Raw genomic sequence first — 14,102 nt, 5'->3', positions numbered from 1 at the left:
CTCTCCTCAGTTCTGAGCCCGTTCAGTTCTTCACAGCGCCCTGCGTCACACCGCTGATCACCCAGCGCTGCGCCAACAGGTACACGACGATCGTCGGTGCCATCGCCATCAGGTAGGACGCGAAGGCGATGTTGTAGTCGGTGCCGAACTCGCTCTGGAACAGCTGCTGCACCACCGGCAGCGTCTGCAGAGACGGGTCCGCGGTGATCAGGGACGGCACCATGAAGTCGTTCCAGGACACCAGGAACGCGAAGATGCCGACGGTGGCGTTCATCGGCCCGAGCAGGGGCAGGATGATCCGCCAGAAGATCTGCCCGGTGGACGCACCGTCGATCCGCGCGCTCTCCTCGAGCTCGAACGGGATCGAGCGCAGGTAGGCGGTGTAGAGCAGCACGCTGAACGACAGCTGGAACATCGCGTGCAGGATGCCGACGCCGACGGGGTTGTCGAGCCCGATCATCGCGGTGAGCTGGATCTGCGAGAGCGCCACGACGGGGAACGGCAGGAACATCGCCGCCAGCAGGTAGAAGAAGGACCACCGGAAGAGCCGGTGCGACCAGTTGCGCACGATCGCGTAGGCGGCCATGGAGCTGAGCAGCAGCGTCAGCGCCACCGTGATCAGCGCCGTGGCCACCGAGACGGCGAACGCCGTGGGGAACCGGGTGAGCTGCCACGCCTCGGCGAAGCTCGCCGGGTTCAGTGGCGCAGGCAGGGCGAAGGCGTTGCCCTCCACCGCCTGGTCGCTCGTCTTGAACGCCATGGAGACGGTGACGTACAGGGGGGCGAGCACGGTGAGCGAGGCCAGCGCGAGCGCGACCGTGAGCGGCCGGTTGGTGCGGTCGAGGCGGCCGGAGGCCCGGTTCGGGGTGGTCACAGGCGGACCGTCCTTCCTCGCGTGACGACGAGCTGGGCGACGGAGATCAGGACGGCGAGGACGAAGAACACGGTGGCGTTGGCCATCTGGTAGGCGTAGTCGCCGCCGGTGAACCCGCCGAAGATCGTCCTGGCGACGCTGCGGGTGGCGGTGCCCGGCCCGCCGTCGGTGAGGCCGACGATCACGTCGTAGACCCCGAGGTAGCCCTTGATGCCCAGAATGGTGTTGATCACGATGAAGCCGGTGATGAGCGGCAGCGTGATCGACCGGAACTGGCGCCACGCGCCGGCGCCGTCCAGCGCGCTCGCCTCGTAGAGGTCGGTCGGGATCGCGGTGAGGCCGCCGGTGTAGACCAGCAGGGCCCCGGGGATCGTCTGCCACGCGGAGACGATGACGATCGAGAGCCAGGCGAGGTCCGCGTTGCCCAGGATGCTCTCCTGCAGCGGCGCGAACCCGATCGAGGTGGCGAAGGCGGGCAGCGTGTTGGAGAACAGGAAGTTGAACACGTACGCCACCACGATGCCCGACAGCACCATCGGGATCACGAAGACGGTGCGCAGCGACGTCGCGAAGCGGATGCGGCGCGACAGCCCGATCGCCAGCGTGAGCGCGATGACCTGGGCGATGACCACGGTCACGAGCGCGAAGCCGACCGTGAAGCCGTAGGACGCCAGGATCGTCGGGTCGGTGACGAGCGCCGCGTAGTTACCGAGCCCGAGGAAGGACCAGCTGCCGAACCCGACGTAGTTCGTGAAGCTGTAGAAGATCCCGACCGCTGCGGGCGCGACGACGAACGCGGTGAACAGCACGAGGGCCGGCAGGAGGAACAGGTAGAAGACCGGATCCACGCGTCGCTTCCGCGGCCCGCGCGGGGATGGCGTCGGCGTCGGGTGCGTGGGCGCCGCGACGTCGGTGAGCGGCAGCTGGGCCGTCATGGGCGTTCCTCCGGCGACGGTTCGGGATCGGTCATGTCGTGGCGTCCCGCCCGGCGAGCCGGCGCCAGTCGGCGTCGAGCCGGCGCAGCATGCCCTCGAAGTCGCCGGTCTGGACGGCGGACTGCAGGTAGTTGCCCAGGGGCACCGACGGCGGGATGAACGTGCCGGCGCCCTGGTAGAAGGCGGCGCGGTCGACGTAGGTCTGCAGGCCCGCGAGGCGCGGGTCCCGCTGGGGCGGAGCGCCCTGCCGCGTCGAGTACGCGAGGTTGTCCTGGTTGTACGCGTCGATCACGTCGGCTCGCATGAGGAACTCGACGAGCGCGGCCGCCTCGGGCCTGTCGGCGCTCTGCACCGGGATGTACAGGCCGAGGTCGATGTTCACGCGCGCCCGGCGCTCGTCGGGGTTCTCGCTCACGGGGAGCACGAAGGTGCCGATGTCGAGGGTCTCGTCGATCTTCGCGATCTGGCCGAGCGCCCACGGGCCCTGCAGGTACATCGCCGCCTCGCCGCGGCCGAAGGCGAGGTTGCCGTCGTCGTAGGAGCGCACCGCGTGGTCGGGGTTGAAGAACGTGGAAATCGTCTTCGCCCGCTCCATCGGGACGGCGAGGGTCTTCTCGAACGACACCTCGGAGTCGGGCCCGACGTCGGTGCCGAGCCGCTTCATCGTGGCGAAGAACGCGGCGGTGTCGACGAGGCTGCCGACCGAGTAGTCGAACAGCCCCTGCCAGAGGGTCCAGACGGTGCGGTCGGTCGAGTAGATCGGCGTGACGCCCGCGCCCTGCAGCGCGGTGCAGACGTCGACGAACTCGCTCCACGTGGTCGGCACCGGCAGCCCGAACCGGTCGAAGATCGCCTGGTTGTAGACGACTCCGGCGGCGGCCAGGGAGTAGGGGAGCACGCTCGTGCGGCCCGGGTAGGTGGCGTACTGGTCGGTCAGTGTCGTGATGTCGGTCCTGACCCGGGCGGCCGAGGGCAGGTGGGACAGGTCGCTCATCTGCCCGCGGGCGATGTAGCGGGCGAGCTCGAGGTTGTCGTTGAAGCAGCCCACGTCCGCAGGCTCGCCCCGGACGAACTGGGGAGCGATCGCGTCGGTGGTGTCGTGGACGACCGTGAGGCCGGGGTTCTCGGCTTCGAACCTGCGGGCCAAGGCGTCGAAGTAGGAGATGACCTCCTGCTTCTGCTGGTAGAAGCGCAGCGTCGGGCGCCCGCCGTCGGTCGGGGATGCGCAGCCGGCCAGGCCGAGGGCGCCCAGCGCGACGGCCCCCGCGGACCCGGCGAGGAAGGAGCGTCGGCCCAACGCCGGGTGGTGCCTGGTGGCGGAGCTCACGTGCCGTCTCCTTCGACCGCTTCCGGTGGGACGGCGGGAATTTATAGCGCTACAAACCGCGGGTCAAGCGAGGCGGGACGTGCCGTGGAGCACGGTCTGGGCGCGGACGCGACGCTCCACGCGCAGCAGGTACTCCTTGCGGTGCAGGGGGTCGTCGTCGGTGCGGGGCCGCTCGGGGATCCGACCCGTGACGGGGCGGTAGTGGTCGAAGGCGCTCTCGAACACGCCCTCGCCGCGGCTGAGCCCCGGCAGTTGCTGCTCCAGCGCGTGCACCGACGCCGCCGGCAGGATCCCGTCGAGCACCAGGTCGCCGTCCCGCGGTCGGGGTGCCTCCGGAACCGCACGCAGCCGTGAGAGCACCGGCGGGACCGCGCCGTAGGTGTCGGCCGGCACCTCGAGGTGGAAGCGGTGCACGGGCTCGTGCACGGTGGTGCCGGCGCGGCTCAGCGCGCTCATCAGGACCAGGGGCGTCAGCTGCCGGAAGTCGCGCGCGGTGCTCGACATGCTCTTGTCGAACGTGCCGTGGGCGTGGCTCTGCCGCGCGCAGTACCCGGACCGGGTCATCGTCACCGTGCAGTCGAGCACCTGCCAGCCGTGCAGGCCCTCCTGCAGGGTGGTCCGCACGCTCTCCTCGACCGCCGTGAAGAACGCGGACGGCATCGACCCGAGCTCGACGCCCAGCCGGAACCGCACCCCCGTACCGGCGGGCGCGGGCTGCACCTGCAGCCCGACCGTGGCGAGGAACGGGTTCTGCGCGGCCCGGAGGACCTCGACGGCCTCGCCGCGGCCGTTCGGGCGCTCGACGCAGAGCGTCGTCGACCGGCGGAAGCTCACCTCGAGGCCGTACTCGTCGGCCAGGGTGGCCGCGACGACCTCCTTCTGCACCTCGCCGTAGAGCGACACCGAGATCTCGCGGCGCGTGCCGTCGAGCCTCAGGCCGATCAGCGGATCCTGCTCGGCGAGCCGCGTCAGCGCGGCGTGCAGGGCGCCTGCGTCGGCGCGCACGGCGGGCTCGACGACCGTCTCCAGCGTCGGCGGGGCGAACAGCCGCGCCGGTCGGGAGGCGGTCCCGGCCGGCGCAGCGGTGCCGACCGGATCCCCGACCCGGACATCGGCCAGGCCCCGCAGCACCGCGATCTGCCCCGCGGAGACCGCCTGCCTGCGCACGGGCTCGCTGCCCTCGACGACGGCGAGCGCGGTGACCTTGCCCGTCCCGCCGACCCCGTGTTCCAGGCGGTCGCGAGCCCGTACGGTGCCGGCGAAGAGGCGGACGTAGGCGACCTTCTCGCTCGCCGTGCCCCGGTCGATCGCGAAGACGGTGCCCGAGACCGGTGCGCCCGGATCCCCGGCGGCGCAGGGCAGCAGCCGGGCAACGCCCGCGATGAGGTCGCCCACCCCCACGCCGGTGATCGCGGACCCCACGAACACCGGGTGCACCTGCGCCCGCGCGACCTGCGCCACCAGTGCGGCGCGGAGCCGGTCGTGGTGGTGCTCGGCGTGCAGGTCGCCGTCCACGTACGCCGCGAGCAGCGCGTCGTCGTGCTCGGCGAGGACCTCCGCGAGGCGCGCGGTGAATGCCGCGTCGCGCGGACCGTGCGGAACGACCTCGGCGGTGCGGGTCCCGGCCCGGCGGGTGCCGGCCATCGCGACCGCGGCCGGGGTGAGGCGGCGGGAGACGCCGGCCAGGACGCGCCCGACGTCGGCGCCGGCGCGGTCGATCTTGTTGACGAACAGCAGGGTGGGGATGTGCAGCCGCTGCAGGGAGCGCATCAGCACCCGGGTCTGCGCCTGCACCCCCTCGACGGCCGACAGCACGAGCACCGCGCCGTCGAGCACGCCGAGAGCCCGCTCCACCTCGGCGATGAAGTCCGGGTGGCCGGGAGTGTCGATCAGGTTGACCGCGACCGCGTCGTCCCCCGTGCCGACGGTGAACGACGCGACCGCGGAACGGATCGTGATACCGCGGCGGCGTTCGAGTGCGGACGAGTCGGTACGGGTGCTGCCGTGGTCGACGCTACCGATCTCGTCGATCACGCCGGTGTCGTACAGCAGCCTCTCGGTGAGGCTGGTCTTACCGGCGTCGACGTGGGCGAGGATCCCGAGGTTGAGCGTGCGTGCCAAGCGTCATGTCCTTCGGCTGGAGGCCAGGTGCGGAGGTGGACATGGACGCTCGCCCCATCACGGGCTCCTTTCGTCGGACGTTCGGTGGGAGTAGACCGGACCGCACGGTGGACCGGCAACGCAATTGGCGCGGGCGCCGACGGGTCAGGCACGGACCTCGGTGCGCACCATCAGGCGCACGCGGTCGGTGCGGTAGAGGTCGCGGGCGTACTCGACGGGCATGCCGGCCACGGAGGACGCGACGCGCTCCACACCCATCAGGGCGGTGCCGCGGGCCACGCCGAGGGCAGCGGCTTCGGCGGGATCGGCGCTGACCGGCTCCAGGTACTCCACGGCGGTGTGCGGGGCGAGCCCGTACCGCTCGCCGAGCAGCTCGTAGATCGACCCGGTGAGCGGGTGCGCGAGCAGGTCGGGCAGCGCCTCGGCGGGCAGCCAGGACCGTTCCAGTGCGAGCGCGGTGCCGTCGGCCGAGCGCACCCGCACCAGCTCGTACACCGGGGCGCCGGTGGCCAGGCGCAGCGCTGTGGCGACGGGGGGTTCGGCGTCGACGACGTGCGCGGCGAGCACTTCGGCGCCCGCGCGCCGGTGCGCGCGGCGCATCTGCTCGGTGAACCCGGCGAGACCGGTGAGGTCGCAGTCGATCCGGGGCTCCGCGACGAACGCGCCACCCGAGCGGCCGGGGGTGCGGACCAGCACGCCGCGGCGCGCGAGCCCGTCGAGGGCCTGGCGCAACGTCATGCGGCTGACGTGCAGGGCTGCGGCCAGCTCGCGTTCACCGGGGAGGCGGTCACCCGCGGCGACCCGCCCCTCGGTGATCTCGTCCATGAGCCAACGCTCGATCTGCGCGTGCACCGGGTGGCCCCGGTGCCGCGAGAGCTCCGGGGCCCGTCCGAGCAACTCCGCCGTCACCCACCCAGGTTAGGCGGTCGGGCCCGGCGAGGAACGCAGGCTCGTCGGGAAGCGGCGCCGGATTCGCCCGCGCCTCCGGACCCTGCGCGCCCACCCGCACCCGACCGCGCTACCAGGTTGCAGTACGCGGTGACGACCGATGTCATGCGCTCCACGCCGGTGCTGTGGCTGCGCCACACCCGCTCGACGTGGGGGCGAGTCGGACGGCCGGCACTCGATCTCCAGCCTCATGCCGGTCCTCCCAGGCGGTGAACGATCCGAGCAGCACACCAGAGCGGTCCCTGCCACGACCATGTGCGGCTCGCGGCGATCAAGGAGGTTTGGTCGGTGCGAGAAGCACGTCAGTGCGGCCGCAGCGACGCCGCGGGGCAGTGGCTGCGAGCCGGGGACGGCGCGCCCACAGGTGTTTTCATGACCAGATAGACGTGAGGGGTTTTGGATCTTTCCCGAATCCCTCTCAGGTCTATCTGATCATGAAAAATGCGTTCCGCGGAACGCGGAGCGACCGTGATGACAACGGACCGAACGGAAGCCCGGTCGTCCGCCCACCATGATCTGCGTTTCCGGTCGTTCATGGTGGCGGCCGCAACAATGCAATACCGGGAGATCGGTGGGCGACCGCCTCCTCAGGCGAGGCTGGCGCGCCACGCCTCGTGGAGCCGTGCGAAATCGCCCTCCTCGTCCAGGAGGGCCTCGGGCGTGCCGTCCTGCACGATGCGGCCGTCGGCGAGCACGAGCACGCGGTCGGCGATCAGCACGGTCGACAGCCGGTGGGCGATGATCAACGCTGTCCGCCCGGCGAGCACGGTCTCCAGGGCGTCCTGCACCGCGCGCTCGGAGGGGATGTCCAGCGAGGAGGTCGCCTCGTCGAGCAGCACGACCGACGGGTCGGCCAGCACCACCCGGGCCAGCGCCACGAGCTGGCGCTGGCCTGCCGAGAGCCGGCCGCCCCGTTTGCGGACGTCGGTGTCGAAGCCCTCCGGGAGCGCCTCCACGAACTCCCGCGCCCCGACGGCCTCGGCCGCGGCCACGACCTCCTCACGGGAGGGGACCACGCCCGCGCGGTGGCCCATCGCGATGTTGTCGGCCACCGACCCGGAGAACAGGAACGCCTCCTGGGTGATCATCACCAGCGCGGAGCGCAGCTCGGCGTCGGCGACCTCGCGCAGGTCCACGCCGTCGAGCCGCACGGCGCCCTCGGTGGGGTCGTAGAACCGGGCCGCGAGCTTGGCCAGCGTCGACTTGCCCGCGCCGGTGGCCCCCACCAGCGCCACCGTCTGCCCGGCAGGCACGTGCAGCGTGAACTCCGGCAGCACCGTCCGGTCGGCGGAACGGGCGTAGGTGAACCGCACCCGGTCGAACTCCAGCTCGCCCCGCACCGGTGCGGGCAGCCGCACCGGGTGCTCCGGTTCGGGTACGCCCACGGGCGTGTCCAGCACCGAGGAGATCTTCTCCAGCGCGGCGGCTGCGGACTGGTAGCTGTTGAAGAACTGGGCCAGGTCGTCGAGCGGGTCGTAGAAGCGGCGCAGGTAGAGCATGAACGCGGTGAGCGCGCCGAGCGCGAGCGCGCCGTCCACGACACGCAGCCCGCCCAGCAGCAGGACCAGCGCCAGCGTGAGGTTGCCGACCAGGCGCACCCCGGCCACGAACCACGCGACGGTGAGGAACGCCGTGGTGTTGGCGTCGCGGTACGCGCCGGACAGGTCGTCGAGGATCTCGTCGTTGCGCCGCTCCCGGCCGAACGCCTGCACCGCGCGGATCCCGTTGACCGACTCCACGAAGTGCACGATCAACCGGGCCACGGTGCTGCGGGTGCGCCGGTAGCTCGCCCGGGAGCTGCGCTGGAACCAGCGGGTGAGCAGCAGCAGCGGACCGAACCCGGCCAGCACCACCGCGGCCAGAAGCGGGTCGATCCAGATCAGCAGGACCGTGGTGCCCACCAGCGAGAGCACGGCGCCGAACAGCCCGTCCAGGCCCTTCTCCAGGAGGTCCGACAGCGCGTCCATGTCGCTGGTGAGCCGGGAGATCAGCCGCCCCGAGGTGAACGACTCGTGGAAGTCGAGCGAGAGGCGCTGGCCGTGGCCGAACACGCGCCGGCGCAGGTCCAGCAGCAGGTCCTGGCCGATGCGCCCGGACAGCAGCAGGAAGCCCGCCCGCAGCCCGGCGCCGGCGAGCCCGGTGGCGGCGTATCCGGCGACTGCCGCGGCGAGCGGGCCCGGGCGCCCGTCGAGCGCCGCCGGCACCCCGGTGTCGATGGCCAGCGCCACCAGCAGGGGGCCGGCCAGCATCACGGCGTTCTCGGCGACCAGCAGCACGGCGGCCAGCACGACGGCGGACCGGTGCGGTCGCAGCAGCTCCGCGACGAGCCGGCGGGCGCGGGCCTGCAGGCGCAGCCCGGTGCGCCGGTCGACGGCGTCGGCCTCCTCCCCGGCTCCCCCTCCGGCGTCGGCGGGGATCCCGCGCCAGGCCTCGTCGTCGGCGGACTCGTGGTCGGCGGGCTCGTTGTCGGTGGCCGTCCCGGTGCTCACGCCCCCACCTCCGTACGCTCGTCGTCGCTCTCGAGGCTGGTGAGCAACCTGCGGTACTCCGGGTGCCCGGCGAGCAACTCGGTGTGCGTGCCGACCGCGGTGATGCGCCCGCCGTCGAGCAGGGCGACCCGGTCGGCGAGCTGCACGGTGGAGGGCCGGTGCGCGACGACGAGCGCGGTGACCCCGCCCAGCACGCGGCGCAGCGCGGCCTCCACCTCGGCCTCGGTGTGCACGTCCAGGGCCGAGAGCGGGTCGTCCAGGACCAGCACCGGCGGGTGGGAGACCACGGCCCGGGCGAGCGCGAGCCGCTGGCGCTGCCCACCCGAGAGCGACATGCCCTGCTCACCGATCCGGGTGTCGAGGCCCCAGGGCAGGGCAGCGACGAAGCCGTCGGCGCTGGCCACCCGCAGCGCCTCCCAGACCTGTTCGTCGCTCGTGCTGCCGCTCAGGCCGAGCGTGACGTTCTCCCGCACGCTCGCCGAGATCAGAACCGGGTCCTCGAACGCGGTGGCGACGCAGGCGCGCAGCTCGGCCAGACGCAGCCGCCGCACGTCGACGCCGTCGAGCAGGACCGCACCGCCGGTGACGTCCTCGAGGCGGGTGAGGAGTGCGGTGAGCGTGGTCTTGCCGGAGCCCGTGGCGCCGACCAGCGCCATCGTCTCGCCGGGGCGCACCGCGAGATCGACCCCGCGCAGGATCTCCCGGTCGCTGCCGGGGTAGCGGAACCGGACCTCGCGCAGCGCGAGCGCGCCGCGCACGGGCCGCGCCAGGGTGACGGGGTCGGGCGGGTCGACGATCGCGGGAGGCACGTCGCGGACCTCCCAGTACCGGCGGGTGGCCGCGGCCGCCTCGCTGGCCTGGGCGAGCAGCCATCCCAGGGAGGCGACCGGCCAGTAGAGGTAGGTCATCACGGTGACCGCGGCGACGAGCGTGCCGATCGTCAGCGAGCCGTCGGCGACGCCGTACGCGCCCAGCCCGAGCACCACGGCGATCGCGCCCTCGGGGAGCAGCACGAGCACCGCCCAGAGGGCGGCGATCAGCCGCACCTTCAGCAGCTCGGTGCCGCGCAGGCCGCGCGCGTCGGCCACGAAGCGGGCGGTGAGCCTGCGCCCGCGGCCCAGCGACTTGAGCACGCGGATGCCCAGCGCCGACTCCTCCACCACGGTGGCGAGGTCGCCGGCCTGGTCCTGGGCCTGGCGCGCGGCCACGGAGAAGCGGCGCTCCAGCGTGAGCGTGAGCGCCAGCAGCGGCACGGCCGTCACGGCGATGACCAGGCCGAGCCACACCGACAACCACAGCAGCACACCGATGCCGACCACCACGGTGAGCACGTTGACCACGAGGAAGATCCCGGAGAACGCCACGAACCAACGCACGGTGTTCAGGTCGGAGGTGGCGCGGGAGAGCAGCTGGCCCGAGGCCCACGCGTCGTGGAAGGCCACCGGCAGCCGCTGCAGGTGGGCGAACAGGTCGGCGCGCATCGTGGCCTCGATCGCGGTGCTGGGCCGGGCGACGAGGCGGCGGCGCAGGAACGTCAGCAGGGCCTCGAGCGTGCCCAGCACCACGACGCCGAGCACCAGCCACGGCAGCGCGGCGGTCTCACCGCGGGCGATGGGACCGTCGACGATGGCGCGGGTGACCAGCGGGACCGCCAGGCCGGCAAGGGTGCCGCCGAGCGCGGCGGCACCGCCCGCGAGCAGGACCCAGCGGTGCGGGCGGACGTAGGGGGTGAGTCGGAGCAGGGAACCGAGGGTGGCCCGGTCGGGCGGCGGGGCGCTCATGGCCCGTTCGACGCTAGGACGGCCCGGCGGCCCGCGCATGCGAGTTCCGGTGCGGACGATGGCATGCACCGACGCAACCACCTCGACGCGGGTCGAGGTCCAGTCCCGCAGGAGTGGCAGTCTGGACGGGGCAGGTTGATCGGGATGGAACGGGGAAGGACCGGGGACGTGGCGTCAACGGAGCGCGGACTGCGCATCGGATACAAGGCCTCGGCGGAGCAGTTCGCGCCGCGGGAGCTCGTGGAGTACGCGGTGCGGGCGGAGGAGGTGGGCCTCGACAGCGTCGTGACCTCGGACCATTTCCTGCCGTGGCGGCACGAGGGCGGCCACGCGCCGTCGTCGTTGATGTGGCTCGCCGCCGTGGGGGAGCGCACCTCCCGGGTGCAGATCGGCACGTCGGTGCTCACCCCGACGTTCCGCTACAACCCGGCCGTGCTCGCGCAGACGTTCGCGACGCTGGGGCTGCTCTACCCCGGACGGGTGATGCTCGGGGTCGGCACCGGCGAGGCGCTGAACGAGATCGCGGTGTCCGGGCGGGAGTGGCCGGAGTTCAAGGAGCGGTTCGCGCGGCTGCGGGAGTCGATCCGGCTCATGCGGGCGCTGTGGACCGAGGAGGAGGTGTCGTTCGAGGGCGAGTACTACCGCACCGTCGGCGCCACCATCTACGACCGGCCCGAGCAGCCGGTGCCGGTGTACGTGGCCGCGGGCGGGCCCGTCGTCGCGAAGTACGCCGGCCGCTCCGGTGACGGCTTCATCTGCACCTCGGGCAAGGGGATGGAGCTCTACACCGACAAGCTGCTCCCGGCCGTCGCGGAGGGCGCCGCCGCCGCCGAGCGCGACCCGGCGGGCGTCGACCGGATGATCGAGATCAAGATGTCCTACGACCGGGATCCGCGCCAGGCACTGGAGAACACCCGGTTCTGGGCGCCGCTGTCGCTGACGCCCGAGCAGAAGCACAGCGTCGACTCGTCGGTGGAGATGGAGCGCCTCGCCGACGAGCTGCCGATCGAGCAGGTGGCCAAGCGCTGGATCGTCGCCTCCGACCCCGACGAGGCCGTGGCGCAGATCAAGCCCTACGTCGACGCCGGGCTGAACCACTTGGTGTTCCACGGTCCGGGGCAGGACCAGGAGCGCTTCCTCTCCCAGTTCGCCGAGGACGTCCTGCCGCGCCTGCGCGCCCTGTAGAAAACAGCCGTGAGTGGATACGGGTGCCCCAGCACCCGTATCCACTCACGGGGGCGTCGCGCTACTTCTTGCCGCGGGACTTCGCGGTCTTGCGGTTGTTCGCCTTCTGGATGGCGTCGACCAGCTCGTCCTTCTTCATCGACGAGCGGCCGGGGACGTCGAGCTTCTTCGCCACGTCCATGAGGTGTTTCTTCGACGCCTTCGCGTCCACCCCACCGGCCGTGGGCTTCTCGGTCTTGCGCCCCGGGCGGGCCGCCTGCGCGTCCGACGGGCCGTTGCGGTCCTTGGGCTCCCAGTGGTCGCCCACCTTCTCGTGGGTGTGCTTCAGCGCCGCGAACGCGGTGCGCCGCACCCGGGCGCCGTCGTCGCCGTAGGTCTCCATCGCCGAGTCGTAGGTCTCCACCCACGTGCGCTGGGCCTTCTTGTCGGAGCGCTCCACCGTGCTGGGCATCGCGTCCTTGCCGGGCATCGTCACACCTCCGTCCGCGCGCGGATCGGCCGGCGGGGAGTGTCGAGGAAGCGCCGCACACCCTTCATGCCGTACCGGTCCACCGCTGTCTTGATCAGTCCGAAGACCGCCCCCTGCAGGGTGGCGGCCAGCAGCACCTCGCGGGTGCTGTACTCGTCCGACAGGGGTTGCGGTGTCTCGTCCTCGTCGGAGATCCGCTTCCAGATGATGCCGAAGACCCTGCCGGCGAGCATGCCGCCGACGAGCCCGAGGACCAGGCCGAACGGCTTGTAGCCGAGCTTGGCGAGCCCGGTGAGCTCGCTGCCGTCACGATGGGTCATCGGGAATTCCCCTCCGCGCGGGCCTCGGCACCGGTCTCGCCCGTGTAGCCGGAGTCCTGCCCGGCCACCCGGCCGACGAACTGCTCGTTCTCGTCGGTGCCGGTGGTGCTCGGCCCGTCCGGGTCGGCCCCGGAGTCGTCCGGGCGGTCCTTGTGGTCGGGATCGACGCCGCCGGTGTCGCGGTGGCGCGCGACCTGCGGGTCGACCTCGACGTCGGGTTCGGAGGAACCATGCATGTCGCGCGGGTACCCGATCACCGTGCTCCTGACACCGGGGAGCTCCTGAGCGGTTTGCCCGGACCGGTTGCGGGGGACCACTGGGCGGTGACCGAGCTGGACGACCGGACGCCGCCCGCGCAGTGGCTGCGGCTGCGGTGCCCTGCCGCGCTGGCCGAACTGCGCATCGTGCGCCGCCGCGTGCAGCGGTGGGCATGCGGGCACGGGCTGCCCGACGACGTCGTGATCGACCTGCAGCTCGCGGTGGGCGAGGCCGTGTCGAACGGCATCGAGCACGCGTACGTCTCCGACGGTCCGCGCCGGGACGCCGCGGCGGCCGTGGAGGTGGAACTGGAACTGTGCGCGCGCCGGGACGGGCCCGTGGTGGCCGCGCGGGTGTCCGACCGCGGCCGCTGGCGCCCCGCGCCGGCCGATCCGGGCTACCGCGGCCGCGGGCTGGCGCTCATCCAGCAGCTGTCACGCGAGATGCGGGTGCGACGGACGACGCAGGGCACCGAGGTGACCTTCGCGATCCCGGCTTCCTAGGAGCAGATCAGGAGCGGGCGGTGCCGGGCACCGAGCCGCCGGCCACCAAACGTCGGGAGCCGCCGGCTGCGCCGCGTACCGAGCGCAGCCCCGGCAGCTGGACCGCGGAGCGGGGCATGGGGTGGCGCGCACGCAACAGTGGCCACGCGGGCGAGGGCGGGAAGAGGGCGTCGAGCCCGGAGGAGGCGGGGCCGACGCTGGAGCGCAGCAGCTCCTGGTAGTCGTCGTAGGCGGCCACCGCGGCGGCGATGTCGCCCTCCGCGAGGTGCGCCTCGATCAGGGCGCGCCGCGCGCTCTCCCGGCTGGGTGCCACCTGCACGGCGCCCTCCGCCATCGCGACCGCCTCCGGGTAGCGCCCCGCTGCCGCCAGCCGCAGGCTGCGCTCCTCGAGCGCGTGCAGCCGCAGCTGGCGGAACCGCTCGCGCTCGACGGCGATCCACGACGCGGTCCACCCGGGGAGGATGTCGGCCGACAGGAGCGCGATGTCGGGGCTGTCGGTGGCGGGGATCTCGGGGAGGGCCCGGACGAGACCGAGCGCGTCGGCGAGGTCGACGTGCACGTCGGCGGCCAGGGCCAGCGGCCCGGTGAGGTCGGCGTCGGTGAACAGCGCGGGCACCCCGACGGCGTCGGCCGCCTCGTCGAGCAGGCGCAGGGCCGCGGCGGCGGGCACACCGGGCCACAGGTCGGCGGCGAGGGCGCCGGGCTCCTGGGGGCGCGGGTGCACGGCCAGGTAGGCGACGAGCCTGCGCGAATCGACCCCCAGCGGGACGCTGCTGCCGCCCGAGGTGAGGGTGAAGGACCCCAGCACCCTGACCTGGTGCCCCGCGACCTGGTGCGTGGCGACGTGCGCCTGGGTCGTGCGAGATCCTCGCTGATCGTCAGACATGATCGT

13 protein-coding genes are annotated in these 14,102 nt (G+C 72.6%); 2 read left to right on the top strand and 11 right to left on the bottom strand.

The window, feature by feature from the left end; translation table 11 throughout:
- Positions 1-22: 22 nt before the first annotated feature.
- The 7 genes from CFP66_RS30365 to CFP66_RS30335 all read right to left on the bottom strand — a co-directional run bounded on the left by CFP66_RS30365 (position 23) and on the right by CFP66_RS30335 (position 10,475).
- On the bottom strand, positions 23-874 hold the full coding sequence (locus CFP66_RS30365) for a carbohydrate ABC transporter permease (RefSeq protein WP_094928630.1): 852 nt from the start codon (positions 872-874) through the stop codon (positions 23-25).
- Positions 871-1,809, bottom strand: a complete 939-nt coding sequence (locus CFP66_RS30360; RefSeq protein ID WP_094928629.1) for a carbohydrate ABC transporter permease — start codon at positions 1,807-1,809, stop codon at positions 871-873. The genes CFP66_RS30365 and CFP66_RS30360 overlap by 4 nt, the downstream gene beginning before the upstream one ends.
- Positions 1,810-1,840: 31 nt before the next feature.
- Positions 1,841-3,136 carry an ABC transporter substrate-binding protein gene (locus tag CFP66_RS30355; protein ID WP_198961759.1) on the bottom strand — a complete coding sequence of 432 codons (1,296 nt, stop codon included), beginning with the start codon at positions 3,134-3,136 and terminating at the stop codon, positions 1,841-1,843.
- A gap of 63 nt (positions 3,137-3,199) precedes the next feature.
- Complete coding sequence (locus CFP66_RS30350; RefSeq protein WP_094928628.1) at positions 3,200-5,257, bottom strand: translation factor GTPase family protein; 2,058 nt, start codon at positions 5,255-5,257, stop codon at positions 3,200-3,202.
- 144 nt (positions 5,258-5,401) lie between these two features.
- Complete coding sequence (locus tag CFP66_RS30345; protein ID WP_094928627.1) at positions 5,402-6,166, bottom strand: GntR family transcriptional regulator; 765 nt, start codon at positions 6,164-6,166, stop codon at positions 5,402-5,404.
- A gap of 626 nt (positions 6,167-6,792) precedes the next feature.
- On the bottom strand, positions 6,793-8,694 hold the full coding sequence (locus tag CFP66_RS30340; RefSeq protein ID WP_094928626.1) for an ABC transporter ATP-binding protein: 1,902 nt from the start codon (positions 8,692-8,694) through the stop codon (positions 6,793-6,795).
- Positions 8,691-10,475 (bottom strand): ABC transporter ATP-binding protein, encoded by a 1,785-nt coding sequence (locus CFP66_RS30335; protein WP_233159834.1) that lies wholly within the window; start codon positions 10,473-10,475, stop codon positions 8,691-8,693. Before CFP66_RS30335 ends, CFP66_RS30340 begins: the two co-directional genes overlap by 4 nt.
- Positions 10,476-10,643: 168 nt before the next feature.
- Between CFP66_RS30335 and fgd the strand changes: the two genes are divergently transcribed.
- Complete coding sequence (fgd, locus tag CFP66_RS30330) at positions 10,644-11,660, top strand: glucose-6-phosphate dehydrogenase (coenzyme-F420) (protein ID WP_233159833.1); 1,017 nt, start codon at positions 10,644-10,646, stop codon at positions 11,658-11,660.
- A gap of 61 nt (positions 11,661-11,721) precedes the next feature.
- Here fgd and CFP66_RS30325 read toward each other — a convergent pair whose 3' ends face one another.
- Genes CFP66_RS30325 through CFP66_RS30315 form a run of 3 tightly spaced genes read right to left on the bottom strand, consistent with a single transcriptional unit; the run spans position 11,722 to position 12,685 of the window.
- Complete coding sequence (locus CFP66_RS30325) at positions 11,722-12,129, bottom strand: ChaB family protein (RefSeq protein WP_094928623.1); 408 nt, start codon at positions 12,127-12,129, stop codon at positions 11,722-11,724.
- 2 nt (positions 12,130-12,131) lie between these two features.
- Complete coding sequence (locus CFP66_RS30320) at positions 12,132-12,449, bottom strand: DUF4235 domain-containing protein (protein WP_094928622.1); 318 nt, start codon at positions 12,447-12,449, stop codon at positions 12,132-12,134.
- Complete coding sequence (locus tag CFP66_RS30315; protein WP_094928672.1) at positions 12,446-12,685, bottom strand: hypothetical protein; 240 nt, start codon at positions 12,683-12,685, stop codon at positions 12,446-12,448. The genes CFP66_RS30320 and CFP66_RS30315 overlap by 4 nt, the downstream gene beginning before the upstream one ends.
- An 87-nt stretch (positions 12,686-12,772) precedes the next feature.
- Here CFP66_RS30315 and CFP66_RS30310 point away from each other — a divergent pair, with 87 nt between their 5' ends.
- Positions 12,773-13,210, top strand: a complete 438-nt coding sequence (locus CFP66_RS30310) for an ATP-binding protein (RefSeq protein ID WP_158228270.1) — start codon at positions 12,773-12,775, stop codon at positions 13,208-13,210.
- Between the two features lie 7 nt (positions 13,211-13,217).
- On the opposite strand, the gene CFP66_RS30305 is transcribed toward CFP66_RS30310, so the two are convergent.
- Positions 13,218-14,096, bottom strand: coding sequence for a BTAD domain-containing putative transcriptional regulator (locus CFP66_RS30305; RefSeq protein WP_094928620.1), 879 nt, complete (start codon positions 14,094-14,096; stop codon positions 13,218-13,220).
- Between the last annotated feature and the right edge of the window lie 6 nt (positions 14,097-14,102).

It is taken from the genome of Pseudonocardia sp. MH-G8 (assembly GCF_002262885.1).
In the GTDB taxonomy this organism is placed as follows: domain Bacteria; phylum Actinomycetota; class Actinomycetes; order Mycobacteriales; family Pseudonocardiaceae; genus Pseudonocardia.
The sequence above is the reverse complement of the archived record's forward strand: the minus strand, read 5'-3'. Positions and strand labels throughout refer to the sequence as shown.

Excerpts from the sequence above, each read along its gene's own strand:
- CFP66_RS30325 (WP_094928623.1), bottom strand. The coding sequence starts at position 12,129 with ATGCCCGGCAAGGACGCGATGCCCAGCACGGTGGAGCGCTCCGACAAG.
- CFP66_RS30335 (WP_233159834.1), bottom strand. The coding sequence starts at position 10,475 with ATGAGCGCCCCGCCGCCCGACCGGGCCACCCTCGGTTCCCTGCTCCGA.
- CFP66_RS30320 (WP_094928622.1), bottom strand. The coding sequence starts at position 12,449 with ATGACCCATCGTGACGGCAGCGAGCTCACCGGGCTCGCCAAGCTCGGC.
- CFP66_RS30315 (WP_094928672.1), bottom strand. The coding sequence starts at position 12,685 with ATGCATGGTTCCTCCGAACCCGACGTCGAGGTCGACCCGCAGGTCGCG.
- CFP66_RS30360 (WP_094928629.1), bottom strand. The coding sequence starts at position 1,809 with ATGACGGCCCAGCTGCCGCTCACCGACGTCGCGGCGCCCACGCACCCG.
- CFP66_RS30305 (WP_094928620.1), bottom strand. The coding sequence starts at position 14,096 with ATGTCTGACGATCAGCGAGGATCTCGCACGACCCAGGCGCACGTCGCC.